16 protein-coding genes, 1 tRNA gene and 1 pseudogene are annotated in these 15,393 nt (G+C 65.8%); 10 read left to right on the top strand and 8 right to left on the bottom strand.

Annotated features, from left to right (window positions below):
* Positions 1–41: 41 nt before the first annotated feature.
* The 5 genes and pseudogenes from HWV07_RS12905 to HWV07_RS12885 all read left to right on the top strand — a co-directional run bounded on the left by HWV07_RS12905 (position 42) and on the right by HWV07_RS12885 (position 4,254).
* Positions 42–914, top strand: coding sequence for an alpha/beta fold hydrolase (locus tag HWV07_RS12905; RefSeq protein ID WP_178334696.1), 873 nt, complete (start codon positions 42–44; stop codon positions 912–914).
* Between the two features lie 268 nt (positions 915–1,182).
* Positions 1,183–2,827 (top strand): annotated as a pseudogene (thsB, locus tag HWV07_RS12900) (thermosome subunit beta).
* A 249-nt stretch (positions 2,828–3,076) separates the two neighbouring features.
* Positions 3,077–3,544, top strand: a complete 468-nt coding sequence (locus HWV07_RS12895) for a cupin domain-containing protein (RefSeq protein ID WP_178334695.1) — start codon at positions 3,077–3,079, stop codon at positions 3,542–3,544.
* A gap of 63 nt (positions 3,545–3,607) precedes the next feature.
* On the top strand, positions 3,608–3,991 hold the full coding sequence (locus HWV07_RS12890) for a DCC1-like thiol-disulfide oxidoreductase family protein (RefSeq protein WP_178334694.1): 384 nt from the start codon (positions 3,608–3,610) through the stop codon (positions 3,989–3,991).
* 65 nt (positions 3,992–4,056) lie between these two features.
* On the top strand, positions 4,057–4,254 hold the full coding sequence (locus tag HWV07_RS12885; RefSeq protein WP_178332314.1) for a DUF7472 family protein: 198 nt from the start codon (positions 4,057–4,059) through the stop codon (positions 4,252–4,254).
* Positions 4,255–4,278: 24 nt separating this feature from the next.
* Here the strand turns inward: HWV07_RS12885 and priL are convergent, their stop codons facing one another.
* A complete protein-coding gene (gene priL / locus HWV07_RS12880) occupies positions 4,279–5,343 on the bottom strand; it encodes a DNA primase regulatory subunit PriL (protein ID WP_178334693.1) in 1,065 nt (354 codons plus the stop codon).
* A 146-nt stretch (positions 5,344–5,489) separates the two neighbouring features.
* Here priL and HWV07_RS12875 point away from each other — a divergent pair, with 146 nt between their 5' ends.
* Positions 5,490–6,080, top strand: a complete 591-nt coding sequence (locus HWV07_RS12875) for a DUF7474 family protein (protein ID WP_178334692.1) — start codon at positions 5,490–5,492, stop codon at positions 6,078–6,080.
* 26 nt (positions 6,081–6,106) lie between these two features.
* Here the strand turns inward: HWV07_RS12875 and HWV07_RS12870 are convergent, their stop codons facing one another.
* Complete coding sequence (locus tag HWV07_RS12870) at positions 6,107–6,502, bottom strand: hypothetical protein (protein WP_178334691.1); 396 nt, start codon at positions 6,500–6,502, stop codon at positions 6,107–6,109.
* 231 nt (positions 6,503–6,733) lie between these two features.
* Here HWV07_RS12870 and HWV07_RS12865 point away from each other — a divergent pair, with 231 nt between their 5' ends.
* Positions 6,734–7,918 carry an aspartate kinase gene (locus tag HWV07_RS12865; protein WP_178334690.1) on the top strand — a complete coding sequence of 395 codons (1,185 nt, stop codon included), beginning with the start codon at positions 6,734–6,736 and terminating at the stop codon, positions 7,916–7,918.
* 449 nt (positions 7,919–8,367) lie between these two features.
* On the opposite strand, the gene HWV07_RS12860 is transcribed toward HWV07_RS12865, so the two are convergent.
* The 3 genes from HWV07_RS12860 to HWV07_RS12850 all read right to left on the bottom strand — a co-directional run bounded on the left by HWV07_RS12860 (position 8,368) and on the right by HWV07_RS12850 (position 9,940).
* Positions 8,368–9,027 (bottom strand): metallophosphoesterase family protein, encoded by a 660-nt coding sequence (locus HWV07_RS12860; RefSeq protein ID WP_178334689.1) that lies wholly within the window; start codon positions 9,025–9,027, stop codon positions 8,368–8,370.
* A 68-nt stretch (positions 9,028–9,095) separates the two neighbouring features.
* Complete coding sequence (locus tag HWV07_RS12855; RefSeq protein WP_178334688.1) at positions 9,096–9,290, bottom strand: hypothetical protein; 195 nt, start codon at positions 9,288–9,290, stop codon at positions 9,096–9,098.
* Between the two features lie 68 nt (positions 9,291–9,358).
* Entirely contained in the window at positions 9,359–9,940 is a 582-nt protein-coding gene (locus HWV07_RS12850) for an IMP cyclohydrolase (protein ID WP_178334687.1), read from the bottom strand.
* A gap of 113 nt (positions 9,941–10,053) precedes the next feature.
* On the opposite strand from HWV07_RS12850, the gene HWV07_RS12845 reads away from it, so the two are divergent.
* Positions 10,054–10,126, top strand: a tRNA-Gln gene (locus HWV07_RS12845).
* A 500-nt stretch (positions 10,127–10,626) separates the two neighbouring features.
* Positions 10,627–11,346, top strand: a complete 720-nt coding sequence (locus HWV07_RS12840) for a DUF2270 domain-containing protein (protein ID WP_178334686.1) — start codon at positions 10,627–10,629, stop codon at positions 11,344–11,346.
* A 125-nt stretch (positions 11,347–11,471) separates the two neighbouring features.
* On the opposite strand, the gene HWV07_RS20040 is transcribed toward HWV07_RS12840, so the two are convergent.
* From HWV07_RS20040 to HWV07_RS12830, 3 genes are all read right to left on the bottom strand, one after another.
* Entirely contained in the window at positions 11,472–11,624 is a 153-nt protein-coding gene (locus tag HWV07_RS20040; RefSeq protein WP_211694130.1) for a hypothetical protein, read from the bottom strand.
* Complete coding sequence (locus tag HWV07_RS12835) at positions 11,606–11,944, bottom strand: nuclear transport factor 2 family protein (protein WP_211694128.1); 339 nt, start codon at positions 11,942–11,944, stop codon at positions 11,606–11,608. Before HWV07_RS12835 ends, HWV07_RS20040 begins: the two co-directional genes overlap by 19 nt.
* Positions 11,945–12,199: 255 nt before the next feature.
* On the bottom strand, positions 12,200–12,532 hold the full coding sequence (locus HWV07_RS12830) for a DUF5789 family protein (RefSeq protein ID WP_178334685.1): 333 nt from the start codon (positions 12,530–12,532) through the stop codon (positions 12,200–12,202).
* A gap of 363 nt (positions 12,533–12,895) precedes the next feature.
* On the opposite strand from HWV07_RS12830, the gene HWV07_RS12825 reads away from it, so the two are divergent.
* Positions 12,896–15,379 carry a PAS domain-containing sensor histidine kinase gene (locus HWV07_RS12825; protein ID WP_178334684.1) on the top strand — a complete coding sequence of 828 codons (2,484 nt, stop codon included), beginning with the start codon at positions 12,896–12,898 and terminating at the stop codon, positions 15,377–15,379.
* Positions 15,380–15,393 lie beyond the last annotated feature (14 nt).

Below are 15,393 nucleotides of genomic sequence, written 5' to 3'. Positions count from 1 at the left end.
CGCGGGGAAGAGACGATTGCGGTTGTGCGAGGTGTATAGCCATGGCACACGACGTCGAGCGGACGACGATCCCGACCGCCGACCTGGAGTTCGCGGCGCTGACCTGCGGCGACGGCGACCGCACGGCGCTGGTCCTCCACGGCTTCCCCGACGCCCCCACCACCTTCGAGCCGGTGCTCCGCCGGCTGGCCGACGCGGGCTACACCGCCGTCGCGCCGTACATGCGCGGGTACGGCGAGACCGACCGGCCGCCCGTCGAACCGGGCAACTACTCGCCGATGGTGCTGGCCTCCGACGTGTTCTCGCTGCTGTCGGCCCTCGAGACCGACGACCCGCTGGTGGTCGGCCACGACTGGGGCGCCATCGCCACCACGACGGCCGCGGTGACCGACCCCAGCCGGATGGGGACCTGCGCGGTCATGGCCGTGCCGCCGAACTTCTGGGCGCAGGTCGACGAGTACGCGAGCCAGGCGCTCCGGAGCTGGTACATGACCGAGTTCCAGATCCCCGGCCACGGCGAGGAGATCCTGCGACGGAACGAGTTCGCGCTCCTCGAGCGGCTCTGGCAGCTCTGGAGCCCGAACTGGAACTACGGAGACGAGGAGCTCGCCGCGGTGAAGGAGACCTTCGCGACCGGCAATACCGTCGAAGCCGCCCTGCAGTACTACAAGGACATGTTCGACATGATGCTGCCGCGGCGGCAGTCCCAGCTTGCGGTCTCCGGGATCGACGTCCCGACACTGCTGGTGGCCGGCGGCGCCGACGGCTGCATCGGCGCGGACATGTTCGAGTCGGCGACGGACTGCTACGACGCGCGGGCCGAACTCGAGGTCCTCCCGACGGCCGGGCACTTCGTGCACGCCGAGCGCCCGGACGAGGTCGTCGACCGCATCCTCGAGTTCGAGGCGGACTGAACGCCCCGACCGCGGCGGGAGCGTGTGGCGCGTCCGGGGCGGACGAGTGTGTATAAAGGCAGGGTCGAACTCGAATGATATCCGCGGCGGCGGGTCGCGGCCCGTCCCCGGACACTCACCCCCACGGCGTCGCAGTTGCCCGTTTTTCCGCGGCTACGTCGATTCCATCGCGGCGGCTCCGCGCACCGCCATCAGAAGCGTTTATATAGAACCGTGGACAATCATCCGGACGACCATGAGCCAACAGCAGCGAATGGGAGGCCAGCCGATGATCATCCTCGGCGAGGACTCCCAGCGGATGAAGGACCGCGACGCCCAGTCGCACAACATCTCTGCGGCGCAGGCGGTCGCGGAATCGGTCCGCTCGACGCTCGGCCCGAAGGGAATGGACAAGATGCTCGTCTCCTCGATGGGCGACATCACCGTCACGAACGACGGCGTCACCATCCTCCAGGAGATGGACATCGACAACCCGACGGCCTCGATGATCATCGAGGTCGCCGAGACCCAGGAGGACGAGGCGGGCGACGGCACGACGACCGCCGTCTCCATCGCCGGCGAACTCCTGAAGAACGCCGAGGACCTCCTCGAGCAGGACATCCACCCGACGGCGATCATCCGCGGGTTCGACCTCGCGAGCGCTCGCGCACGCGAGGAGATCGACAACGTCGCCCGGGACGTCGATCCCGAGGACACCGACCTCCTCCGGAAGGTCGCCGAGACCTCGATGACCGGCAAGGGCGCCGAACTCAACAAGGACGTCCTCGCGCAGCTCGTCGTCGACGCCGTCCAGGGCGTCACCGTCGAGGCCGACGACGGCGAGACCATCGTCGACCTCGAGTACGTCAACGTCGAGACCCAGACCGGCCGCTCGGCCGGCGACAGCGAGCTCCTCAACGGCGCCGTCATCGACAAGGACCCCGTCCACGCCGACATGCCGACGTCGGTCGACGACGCCGAGGTCCTGCTCATCGACGAGGCCATCGAGATCGACGACACCGACGCCGACGCCAGCCTCCAGCTGGACAGCCCCGACCAGCTCCAGGACTTCCTCGACCAGGAGGAAGAGCAGCTCCGCGAGAAGGTCGAGGCCATCGCCGACACCGGCGCGGACGTCGTCTTCTGCCAGCGCGGCATCGACGACCTCGCCGAGCACTTCCTCGCGAAGAAGGGCATCCTCGCGGCCTCCCGCGTCAAGAAGACCGACCTCGGCTTCCTGAAGGAGGTCACCGGCGCCACCATCGTCTCCGACCTCGACACAGTCTCCGGCGACGCCCTCGGGAACGCCGACGTCCGGTTCGACGACGACGAGGAGCTGTTCTACGTCGAGGGCACCGGCGACGAGACCCACGGCGTGACGCTGCTGCTCCGCGGCTCCACCGAGCACGTCGTCGACGAGCTCGAGCGCGGCATCGGCGACGCCCTCGACGTCGTCTCCCAGACCGTCTCCGACGGTCGCGTCCTCGCCGGCGGCGGCGCCGTCGAGGTCGAGGTCGCCCGCCGCGTCCGCGACTACGCCGACAGCGTCTCCGGCCGCGAGCAGCTCGCCGTCGAGGCCTTCGCCGACGCCCTGGAGCTCGTCCCCGCGCGTCCTCGCCGAGAACGCCGGCCTCGACTCCATCGACACGCTCGTGGACCTCCGTGCGGCCCACGACGACGGCGACGAGACCGCCGGGCTCAACGTCTTCAGCGGCGACGTCGTCAACACCTACGACGCCGGCGTCGTCGAGCCCGCCCACGCCAAGCGCCAGGCGCTGTCCTCCGCGACGGAGGCCGCCAACCTCGTGCTCAAGATCGACGACATCATCGCCGCCGGCGACCTCAGCACCGAGGGCGAAGAAGAGGAAGGCGGCCCCGGCGGCGGTATGGGCGGCATGGGCGGTATGGGCGGCGGCATGGGCGGTATGATGTAGAACCTTTTTCGGCCTCGGGTGCGGCTTCGCCGCACCGCTCGGCCGAAAAACGTTCATGAAAAAGGCCGGACGCTCGCTGCGCTCGCGTCCGGGGAAACGGCGCGCTTCGCGCGCCGTATGCTACTCTCCCGATCGCCGCTGCTTCCGTATCGCTCGTCGACTGCAGGCCGTGGCAACGCTCCTGTTCTACGTCCCCTTCCGTCTCGCGTCGACCCACACTTTTTGCTCCGTGCCGTCTCATTCGGGGGTATGGAGAAAGTCGCCATCGACGACCTGGACAACTGGATGGGCCCGGCCGACGTCAAGCGGCCGGTCGGGAAGGCGCTGGGCACGGAGCACATGGGCATCCGGTTCTACGAACTCGAACCCGGCGAGAGCACCGCCTTCGGCTACCACGCCCACGCCGACCAGGAGGAGGTCTTCTACGTGCTGGACGGTACCCTGTCGTTCGAGACCGAGGACGGCGACGTCGAGGTCGGCGAGGGGGAGGTCATCTACTTCGAGCCCGGGGAGCTCCAGCAGAGCCGCAACGCCGGCGACGGCCGCGCCCGGGTGCTGGGACTCGGCGCCCCCACCGACGGCGGCGACCTGACGCTGCTGCGGGAGTGCGAGGACTGCGGCGAGCGCACCGACCAGGAGATCGAGCGCAGCGACGACGGCGAGGCGCTCCTCACGGTCTGCGTCGAGTGCGGGTCCGAGACCGGCCGGTTCTCGTGACGCGGGGAGCCACGACGCGCCGGAGTCGGGAATTCTAAACCGTCCGCGTCCATACAGCCGGGTATGAGCGACGGCACGTTCGTCTACGACGAGGACTGCGGGTTCTGCACGTGGCTGGCCGACTACTTCGGCCAGCGGACGAACCTGGAGCTGGTCGGGTTCAGCGAACTCACCGACGCGCAGCGCGAGCGCCTGTCCGCGGACTACGAGGAGTGTTCGCACCTCGTGACCGACGACGAGGTCTACTCCTGCGGGGCCGCCATCGAGCAGGCGCTGGCCCGCGCCGACGTGCCGCCGGGCTCCCGCGACCTCTTCGAGTTCCTCCGGCAGTTCGAGGACTACGAGCGGGTCCGCGAGAAGCTCTACTGGGAGCTCGCCGACCGGCGTGGACTGCTCGGCCAGTTCGTCTCCAGCGAGCGGGTCGGGGACGGCAGCGGCCGCCGGTGATCCCGGGCCGAGCCGTACCGCTCGCCTTCGAAGCGCTTTTGCCCTGCACCTGCGGTATCCAGAGCATGGATCGTGATGCCGTCGTCGAAGCCGCCGTCGCGTTCGTCGGCGTCGCCACTCTCGCCGGACTCATCGTCACTATCGGAAGCGTCTACTACGACGACGGGCTCTCCAGCGACGGCGGGCTCGCGCTGGTCGGCGCCGTCGCCTTCTTCGTCGTCTTCATGTCCGCGATCGGCCTGTTCCTCGCCCGGCGGTACTGACGTCGCGAGCTGAAGCTTCCCGGCTCAGGTGCCGCTCTCCCGCCAGTCGGTGATCCGGTCGTCGGGCGCCTGCGCCAGCCGCTCCTCGTAGTAGGACAGCGGGTGCTGGATCGTCTCACAGAGGTCGTCCTTGTCGACGCAGTCGCCGTACTCCGCCATCACCGCACAGGACGGCGGCGCCGCGACGGCGCCGGTCTCGTCGCGGAGCCGCTCGACCTGCGAGCGGACCGCCGCCGCGGGTTCGCCGGAGACGTCGCACAGCTCCGTCACCTCCTCGGCGTCGAGGCCGGCGCTGACGAGGAACGCGACCAGCGAGAACCGCGAGTGGTCGGGCAGCGCCTCCCCCTCCCTGGCCCGGGTCAGCAGCGCGCGCATGCACGGCGGGAACAGCCCCGGTACGACGGCGTCGAACGACGTCGGTGGGTTGAGGTCCGCGACGCTGCCGCGGACGGCCGCCAGTTCGTCGTCCAGCGGGTCGGCGATGGCGTCCGGCACCGACAGCGGCAGCCCCTCCTCGACGCGGCGGCGGACGGCCTCCCGCAGCAGCGTGTACAGTTCCGGCCGGGCGACCGGCACCCGGCCCCCGTCGAGCGGCCGGCCGGCGAGCCGCCACTCGTCGCCGTCGAGCGACGAGGCGAGCTGGAGGTAAGCGGTGACGGCGACGCTGAACTCGCCGTCGCCGGTCGGCTCGACCCGCCCCGACAGCCCGAAGTCGGCCAGCAGGCCGTCCAGGGTGAGCCGCTCGTCGGCGGTGCTCTTCAGTTCGAGTTCGGCCTCGAAGTCGTCGACGAACCGCTCGCGGGCGGTGGCGGCCTCGGCGGCGGCGTACTTCTCGACGGCCCCCGGGACGTCCAGCAGCGAGACGAGCACGCGGGCGACGGGGTAGGAGAGCAGTTCCGCGCGGTCGCTCCAGGTCCGCGGCTCCTCGGCCTCGGTGGTGCCCGCCAGCAGCGCGCGCTGGACGCGCTCGCGGCCGCGCTCGACGGCGGGACCGCCGGCCGCGACGAGCTCCGCGAGGTCGACGTCCGCCGCCTCGACGGCGTCGCGGGACGCCTCGAGGAAGGGGTATCGGGCGTGGAGCCGCTCCATACCCAGCCCGTTTCGTACCGGTCCCGATAAACGAACCGGTCAGCTCTGGTTGCACGACCGGACGGGGTTGATTCGAGGTGTCGCGGTGCGGTATCCGCCGGGAGTCAGCCGATACGCTCTTGGCCCGCGGGCGGTATCCCTCCGGTGTGCGACTGAGGTATCGCTGTCCAGGCTGCCGGACGACGAGCAACCTCCACGACCCCGGTTGCGAGTTCGAGGGCACCGAGCGGGTGCACATCGAGAAGGCGTACACGGACCTGCTCGCGGCACTGACCGCGCGTACCTACGCCGACGAGGAGGCGCTCCGCGAGGCCGTCCCCGAGCGCTGGAGCGGACTCCACGCCGCCGCCCTCTCGCGGCTCCGGAGCGACCAGCGCGTCGTCGAGGAGGACGACGAGCTGCGGCTGCTCTCCGCCGAGGAGTACAAGGAGCGGGTCTCCCACCCCACCTTCGAGCCGATGCAGACCATCTACGAGAAGGGGAGCGTCCCCGGCGCCCACGACAACAGCGTCTTCAGCCTCATCGCGTTCTACGAGATGGTCGGGCTCTCCTGGGAGGAGGCCCGCGAGAACACCATCGACTGGCTGGAGACCTCCGGCACCTGGGACCGCGGCGGCTTCGACGAGGAGACCCCGGCGGAGCTCGTCGACGACAAGCAGCACGTCTACGAGCAGGGCTACGGCTGGAAGGAGAAGGCCCGGGCCGCGAAGGCGGTCATCGACCGCCACCTGGGGTAGCGCGGGCCGCGGACCGCCGTCTGATCTCACTCCCCGCCGTCGGGGCCCCACCGGTACCGGGTCGTCCGCGTGCCGTCGAACTGCGGGCCCGGGCCGTACTCGTCGAACTCGGCGCGGTCGGCCGCCGCGCGCGCGTTCTCGTCGTCCTGCGGTACGAGCAGCTCGACGGACATCCCCTCCCGCTCAGCGAACCGCCGCGGCTCCCCGAGCAGGCGCGCGCCGAGTTCCGGGTCGCCCTCGAGCTGTGTCACGTGGACCGTCTCGTTCTGGGCGTCGAAGCTGACGAACCCCGCGACCTCGTCGCCCTCCTCCGCGACGCGGACCGTCCGGTCGTGGACGAGGTTCCGCATCACGTCCTTCGGCGACCCGGTCAGGTTCGCCATCCGCTCGGCGTCGGCCTCCACGGCATCCCGAATATCCATGTGACCTCCTAGCGTATCCCCGTGGTTTAACTCTTGCAGCCGTCGGGGGGACCGGCACCGCCCGGACCGCGACTTCGGCCCACCCGAATCGGTTCGGGGGACGCTACATCCGGAAGCGCAATATTCGCCGCGAGTAGGCCGGCTGGCAAACGTTCCGCAGATGGACAGGATTATCTCCCGGGACCGGCTACCCGGCGGTATGAGCTACCACGCCGTACAGCGGGTGATCACATGCGCGTAGTCGCCAAGTTCGGCGGCACGAGCCTCGGGAACGGGGACCGCGTCAACCGGGCCGCAGACACCATCGCCGACGCCGTCGAGGCCGGCCACGAGGTCGCCATCGTCGCGAGCGCGATGGGGTCGACCACCGACTTCCTGCTGGACGCCATCGAGTTCGAGGCCGACGAGTCCGACGAGGCCGAGATCGTCTCGATGGGCGAGCGGACCTCCGTCCGGATGCTGAAGGCCGCCCTCGGCGCCCGCGGCATCGACGCGAAGTTCCTCGAACCCGGCGCCGACGGCTGGCCGGTCATCACCGACGAGCACGGCGAGGTCGACGTCGAGGAGACCCAGCGCCGCGCCAAGCAGCTCGCCGCCGACATGGCCGCCGAGGGCTACGTCCCCGTCATCACCGGCTTCCTCGCGCAGGACCACGCCGGCAACGTCACGACACTCGGCCGCGGCGGCTCCGACACCACCGCCGTGATGATGGGCAACTACATGAACGCCGACGAGGTCGTCATCATCACCGACGTCGAGGGCGTCATGACCGGCGACCCCCGCGTCGTGGAGGGCGCCCGCAACGTCGGCGAGATCACCGTCGACGAACTGCGGAACCTCTCGTTCCGCGGCGCCGAGGTCGTCGCCCCCTCCGCGCTCGCCTACAAGACCGCCGACATGATCGTCCGGGTCGCCCACTACCAGCACGGCGACCTCCTGGAGGGCGGCACCACCATCGAGGGGCAGTTCGAGAACCTCATCGACCTCCGGGAGGAACCGCTGGCCTGCCTCACCGTCGCCGGCCGCGCGATCCGCAACACGCCCGGCGTGCTCTCGGACCTCTCGGTCGCGCTCTCGGACTCCGACATCAACGTCGACGCCGTCGCCAGCGGCATGGACAGCGTGACGTTCTACGTCGACGAGGAGATCGCCGAGCGCGCCGAGAACGTCCTCCACCAGGCCGTCATCGACCTCGACGAGCTCTCCAGCGTCACCGTCGACGACAACGTCGCCGTCATCCGCATCACCGGCGGCGAACTCCCCAACCAGTCCGGCGTCCTCCAGGAGATCATCGCGCCGCTGTCCGAACAGCACATCAACATCCACGACCTCGTCACCAGCGCCACCTCCGTCGCCGTCTTCCTCGACTGGGCGGACCGCGAGGAGGCCCTGGAGATCATCCAGGACGCGGTCTAGAAACCCCACTTTTTGCACGCTCGGCGCGGCGGGGCCGCGCCTCGCGGCAAAAACTTGGGGAAAATATGCGCGCGTGCTCCTGCCGCGGCGCCTTCCTACGGTCGGCGCCGCGTTAGTCCGCGCGCGCTACGGCGACTCGCTCCCTGCTCACGGCTCGTTTCACTCGCCGTTCGCGCCACGCACCGCTCGTCGCCGGAGAACCGCGCTCGCTTCGCTCGCGCGGATGCTCCACCGACCGACGTTTTATATCCGATTACGCGGCCAGACCGCCCGTGACCTGACGTGAGCCGGCGGTCGGTCGAGACCGTAGCGCGGAACACCATCGCCGGTTGTAGGGATCGGGAGAAAATGTTGCCCTCGACGGTCGAGTGAGCCGTCTTCCCCGAATCCCAGTTCCGCCTGTCTGCCCTTCTCGGCGAGACACGTCTCTTGCGACCGTCGTCGTGGATCTATCGGCCCTTCCGCAGTCGGGTGCCCGTCCCCTCCGGGAGGCCCGCAGCCTCGACAGCCTCGACGACGGCCTCGACGTCGTACTCGACGCGGTGCTCCTCGACGGTGAGGTCGTCGAGGTCGACCACCGAGTACGCGGCCCGGGGGTCCTCGTCGCGGGGCTGGCCGACGCTCCCCGGGTTCATCACGACGCCTTCGTCGAAGGTCTCGTGGGCCTGGACGTGGGTGTGGCCCATCACCAGCACGTCCTCGTCCTCCAGCAGGGTCGCGGAGAACAGTCCCGGGTAGGTGTAGCGGTTCGGATCGTCCGGGTGGCCGTGGACGAGCTTCATCCGGCCGTCGAAGCACAGCCGCTCCGTCGGCAGGCTGCGGAGCCACTCGAGCTGGTCGTCGTCGAGTTCGTCGAGCGCGTGGTGGACCCCCGCGTCGGCCATCCGGTTGCCCGGGTAGCCGGTCTCGGTGACGACCGACCGGTCGTGGTTCCCCATGATCGTCGGGACGTCCCGCTCCCGGAGCGCGTCGACGCACTCGGCCGGCCAGGGGTTGTACCCGACGACGTCGCCGGCACAGACTAGGGCGTCGACGTCGGGCATGTCCGCCAGCACCGCCTCGAGCGCGACCCGGTTGGCGTGGATATCGGAGATGACCCCGACTAGCATCGTCGACTGCTACGCGGGCCGACGGCTAAGGCGTGGTGGTCGAACGGGAGTGTCGACGGCCCCCGGGGTCACATCCGGGAGGCTTCCTTGGCGTCCTCCGCGTGCTCCAGCGCGAAGGTGAGCTGCTCGCGGTGGAGCCGTTGCAGCTCCTCGGGGTCGCCGTCGGCGAGCTGGGTCGTCACCTCGACCCCGGGGAGCTTCGTCTTCATCTTGGAGTCGCTGCCGTCGACGAGTTCGTCCAAATCGAGTTCCACGTCTGACATCACCACGACGGACGGCACGGACCGACTTAGCGGTTGGTGTCGGACAGGAAAGACGGCTCGCGGGCCCGCTACTCGCCGTTGTAGAAGCCGGTCTCGAAACCGTCGCCGGTCTGCGCGACCGCGGCGGCACAGACCGGGTGTTCGAGGTCGAGGTCGTAGACCTCGCGGGCCATCTTCTCCGGCTCCGTGGCCTCGAGGGCCGTCGCCTCGGGGCGGTCCGTCTCGTAGGTGGCCACGAGCGTCGGTTCCTCGACGGCGTGGACGAGCATCGCGTCGCGGCGGACGATGCCGACGTAGCTCTCATCCGGCCCGACGACGCCCGCGATCCGCGGCGTGTCGTAGTCGTCCTTCTCGTAGTCCAGCGCCAGCAGCGGCTCGACGAGCGCGTCCCGCGCCGGGTAGCCCAGTTCGAGCTTCTCGGTGATCGGGTCGACCTGTGTCCCGTTGCCGACGACCGCCCGGTCGCCGTCCCCGGTGATCCGCAGGCAGTTGTAGGAGATGTAGGGGTTGTCCGTCTCCGGGGCGTCCGCCGTCGGCGCGACGGTGAGCGTCCCGTCGCGCTCGATGACTCGTCGGTTCGGGAACGACCGCGAGGAGACGCGGTAGGCGGCCCGGTCCGGTGCCACGACGATGAAGCGGCCGACGTACATGGTCGTACGTGCCCGCGAGGGCGGTATGTCGGTGTCGGTTCGCCGTTGCCGCGCCGACCGCGGTCCGTTACGACAATCATAAGTATGGCGGCGGCGTGCTACCGTGTGCAGGCAGTCCCGTGGGGTAGTGGCCAATCCTGTTGCCTTCTGGGGGCAACGACGGAGGTTCGAATCCTCCCGGGACTATACCCATTTTGGCACGAATCCCTAATTCACCAGGGATTCGTACCGCTAAATCTCCGGCGGAGTTGGTAATCGTACTGACTCACGGTCATCTGTGATTATCTCAGGTGATTGTGAGCAGTCACTGTGAGAGGAGTGGGTGACAAGCGATCGTAACGAGGGAGCACCACGGGCGATTGTGGTTGGTGGTTGTGAACTCTCACGGTGATTGGCGATTGTGCCCAATCACTGTGAGTTGTAACTCGCTCAGGTGACTGTGAGAGGTGTCTGTGACCGGTGATTGTGACGATACAGCCGTCCTAGTCGATCTCCATCAGGTCGAGAATCACCGCTCGTTCTAGCCGTTTGAGTTGGTCGCACCAGTTCGGCGCAATATTTCACGGTCTCAGCAATGAACCAGCCGCAAGTTTGAGTCTGCGTACTGTTCGATGTTTTCCAGTACACGCTACTCCGATGACGCCGTCACCATGACTGCTTATGGAGCGAGGAGACGTCTCTCCGCTATGACCGATCCGAGTAGCGACGAGTTCGACCCAACAGCACCAGACCAACGAGAGATTGGCCGCGAGATGGTTGACGACAGTACTGGACTCGGATCGGTGATGGCCCACGCCTATCGCGGAGAGATAGACCGCGTGGGGACGTGGCGGCAGCGCCTCGACGAGACGACGACGTGGGCGGTGACGCTGATGGCAGCGATCTTGACGTGGGGATTCTCGAGTACCGATAACCCTCACTATATCCTGCTGATCGGGATCGTTGTCGTCACCGTTTTTCTGGGCATCGAAGCGCGGCGGTACCGCGATTACGATGTCTTTCGCTCTCGGGCACGCGTCATCCAAGAGAACCTGTTCGCTAACGCGCTTGATCCGTCCCAGGGCACTGAACGTCACGACTGGCGGGCGGAACTGAGCAGGGACTATCGCAGGCCGACGCTGAAAGTCTCGTTCTACGAAGCTCTCGCAAACCGGCTCAGGCGTGTGTACCTCGCGCTGCTCAGTGTCCTCTTGGTCGCGTGGATCTTCAGAATCACAGCGTTCGCGCCACGCCAAGACTGGTTAACAGCCGCTGGAATCGCGCGTCTCCCCGGGAGTGCTGTGGTCGCCGTTATGGGTGTATTCTACGTCGTACTACTGGGCGTTACCTTCTGGCCCCACGAACGGCATGCCAAGGGTGAATTCCGTGAAGGGAACCCGGACGACTGGAAAGAGACGGACCGATAAATCCGTTCTCTCTACCGAACGGTTCGGGTTTCGGCTGGTTTCACCAGAATGAGGCTGAATCAGCTGATAGACTGATCCTGCTTGCCGACTGGCTCATCCGTATCTCCGTCCAGTAAAAATACGAGTTACCCACCGCTGGCGATCTTCCCCCAGACTAATTTCGGCAGCAGGAAAATCACGTCCGGGAAGGTGAAGCCGAGCTGGGCGAGCATGTCTTTCTGGTCGTAATAGAGGCGGTCTTCCTGTACCTGTCCATCTCTCACGATGGTTTTTGCCATCCCTCTAATCTCCATCGACCGGCCACTCGGCGGTGCGCCATAGAACTCGTTTCGAGGGTTCCGGCCACCGTCCACTCGACCATAACCGTCTCATCTTCAACGAGCATCTCCTGAGTCTGGAGCGTAAAATCGGGGAACGCCTCCCGCGTCTCCCGGAGGAACGCTTCGAATGGCTCACGACCGTGAACCTCTCCATCCGGAGCTGCCGGGTCGTACACATCGGCAGACTCCGCAACCACCTCAAGTTTCGAGAAGTCACCGTTCCACAACGCCTCGTAGTCGGCGATCACCTCTTTGACGTCCGCCTGGGTTTGAGCCATTGCATCTCACCGTAGACATATCGTGAGGTGTGGTAACATAATTATTGTTACTGAGAGTCAGCAACTCGGCAGAAAAGACGGTATGACGTGTGTTGCATTCTTCCGTCCCATTCCATAGATGCCCTACGTCGATCGAACCGAGAGCAAGTTGGTTCCACAGATCGACGGGAGAGGATCCGCCGAACGATCGGGCCTGCATACGTATCAGAGCCAGGGTGTCCAACTAACGAGACGGGGATGATTAGAGCGTATTCATCAGCGATGTATTAGTCCCTGTATCCGGCTTCGAACGTCATCAGCGGAATCGTACGTTTGGTCGTCGGTTGGGGCAAGCACTTCAGCAAGGGGTTTCTGCCCGTCCTGCGTTTCGATCTCATAGTCGCCATAGGCCTCGATCAATGCTTCCGTCGTGGTTGGGTACTCATGGTTTTGGAGTGCTTCATCAAGGTCACCAAGTTCCTCGCCAGGGTCATCGCGGATCGGTTCGGCTTCATCGCCGCGGTTACGTGCCTCCTCTAGCTCACGCTCCCGCTGGCGTCGCTCTGCATCATCCGCTTGGTCGTCTCGGCCCTGTTTGTCATCTGCCATCCTTCGTAATAGGGAATGGCTTCGGATAATGGTTTGGTCGAGCATCGGTCTGACCGATTCGAGCACACATTACACCCCCTATATAGACCGATCCGGGAGTGCCGTTGGTGGCGTAGAAGGCTTGACGGAGACGAAGAACCCGGTTTGTCGCCTCTGACGGTGGGGTGTTTGTCGTTATAGGGCCGAAGAACCAGCTGTGTGTCGATTATCCCGCTATCTGCTGTAGAAACGACATCGTTGGTGGGACCGTCTTGCTCTCAGTTTGGCCTTCTTCGAGGCCCTCAGGTACACGCTTGAGGAGTGCCCTGACGAATCGTTCCATTTGGCCAACCATTTATACGCTACCAGCGTTATTCGAGGACAATGGGTTCCTCCGAACAATCGCCAGAGGTGACGTTAGACGATGTTCGGGGGTTTTTCGATCAAACGGCTCAGTCCTTTACACCGCTCTCTACGGAGGAAGTGGCTGAACCGCTGGGCTGTTCTCCGCAAACAGCACATCGCTATCTGGAGGAGCTTGCCGGACAAGGAGAACTCCAAACGAAGGTCGTAGATGACTCAAGCAGAATTTGGTGGACGCCCGAGAAACAGCTCTCTGCTGGCCAGCAATCAGACGAAGAACGGTTTCGTGCCTTCGTGAGTTCCGTCAAAGACTACGCGATTTTCATGCTCGATCCCGACGGCGCCGTCGTCAGCTGGAACGAGGGCGCCGAGCGGATCAAGGGCTACTCGGAAGACGAAATCGTCGGCCAGCACTTCTCGACGTTCTACACTGAAGAAGACCGCGAGGCGGGGCGACCTGCGAACAACCTCGAAGCTGCACGGGAGCAGAACCGGGTCGAAGACGAGGGGTTGCGCGTCCGCAAGGACGGCTCGACGTTCTGGGCGAACGTCACCATCACCGCCATCCGGGACGACCAAGGAGCCCTCCAGGGATTCACGAAGGTCACCCGCGACATGACCGAGCGCCACGAGTACGAAGAACGGCTCCGCAAAGAGAAAGACCGATTCGAGACGCTCGTCCAGGAAGTCAAAGACTACGCGATTTTCATGCTCGATCCCGACGGCGTCGTCCAGACGTGGAACGACGGCGCACGCGAGTTGAAAGGCTACAGGGAGGACGAGATTATCGGTCAGCACTTCTCGACGTTCTACACCGAGGACGACCGCGACGACGGGCGGCCCGAGAGAAACCTCACGAAGGCCGCTGAAGATGGTCGCGTCGAAGACGAGAAGTGGCGCGTCCGCAAAGATGGCTCGACGTTCTGGGCGAACGTCATCATCACGGCGCTCCACGACGATGACGGTACACTGCGTGGATTCGCAAAGGTCACGCGGGATATGACCGAGCGGCGGGAACGAGAGCAGCAGCTCCAGCGCGAACGCGACCTGATCGAACAGATGCTCGAAACAAGCCCCGTGGGCATCGCGGTTGTGGATTCGGACGGCTCGACCAGCCGGGCGAACGAACGGATGGCCGAACTGCTCGGCCTTCCGACGACCGACATGGCAGCGTACACGGCAGGTCAGCGGGACATCTACGACGCCGATGGGGGGGCCTTCCCGATGGAGGAACGGCCTGCGAGTCGCGTGTTCGAACGCGGCGAGCCGGTCTACGATCGAGAGATCCTCCTCGATCCGCCGGATGGCCAGAAGCGGTGGCTCTCGATAAACGCCACCCCGATCACCGACGAACAGGGCGACCCTGAGCAGGCTCTCGTCACGGCAACGGACATCACCGAACTCAAGGAGCTTGCGACCCGGCGCAAGCACGAACTGGAGGAGCGCGAGAAGAATCTCGCTGCCGTCCGACTCGCCACGAACCTGTTGACACCCGGTGAACAACCACTGGAGGAACTCCTTCAGGAGTTCGTGACGAGTCTTGCCGACTCGTTCAGATTCCCCGACCACACTGCCGTGCGGATTGCGATTGGCGATGACGAGGTAGCGACTGAGGGATACCAGCCGCTCGACCGCTCGATCACTGCCTCGACCAGAACGACCAACGACACGCCGATCAGGATCGACGTCGTCCTCCTCGAAACGCCAGCAGAGGAGGCTACCAAGCCGTTTCTCGCCGAGGAGGAGGAACTGCTCGACACGCTCGTGACACTCCTGCGGTTTCACTTCGAACGGGAGGAGTACATCGAGCAGTTACACGCGGAGACCGATCGACTCGAACAATTCGCGTATGCAGCCAGTCACGACCTCCAGGAGCCGCTCCGGATGATCTCGACGTACCTTCAATTTCTCGAACGGGATTACGAGTCCGCCTTCGACGAGGACGGGAAGGACTACCTCGCGTTCGCTATCGATGGGGCCGAGCGGATGCGTGAGATGATCGACGGGCTGCTCACGTACTCCCGGGTCGAGAGGCAGGGCGACCCGTTCGAGGCGGTCGATCTCGACGCCGTTCTCGACGACGTGCTGAACGATCTCCAGATGCGCATCGCGGAAAGCGACGCCGAAATCACGTCCGAGGCGCTTCCCCAGGCGAAGGGAGACGCGGGGCAGCTCCGCCAAGTGTTCCAGAACCTCCTCGACAACGCCATCGAATACAGTGAGGAGCGGCCACGGATTCAGATCACGTCCGAACGGCGGGGGTCGGAATGGATCATTTCAGTCCACGACAACGGGATCGGCATCGAGCCTGAGCAACAGGAACACATCTTCGAGGTGTTCGAGCGCCTGCACGGCCGCGACGAACACGATGGCACCGGAATTGGCCTCGCGCTGTGCGAGCGGATTATTGAGCGTCACGGTGGCGAGATCTGGGTCGACTCCACGCCCGGGGAGGGGTCAACGTTCTCGTTCACGCTTCCGACCGCGAGCGGTAACGATACGTGAATCCCCTATACTGA

Origin of the sequence: Natronomonas salina (genome assembly GCF_013391105.1) — an archaeon.
Lineage (GTDB): Archaea > Halobacteriota > Halobacteria > Halobacteriales > Haloarculaceae > Natronomonas > Natronomonas salina.
Note: the sequence above shows the minus strand (reverse complement) of the source record. Positions and strands in the feature narration are given on the sequence as shown.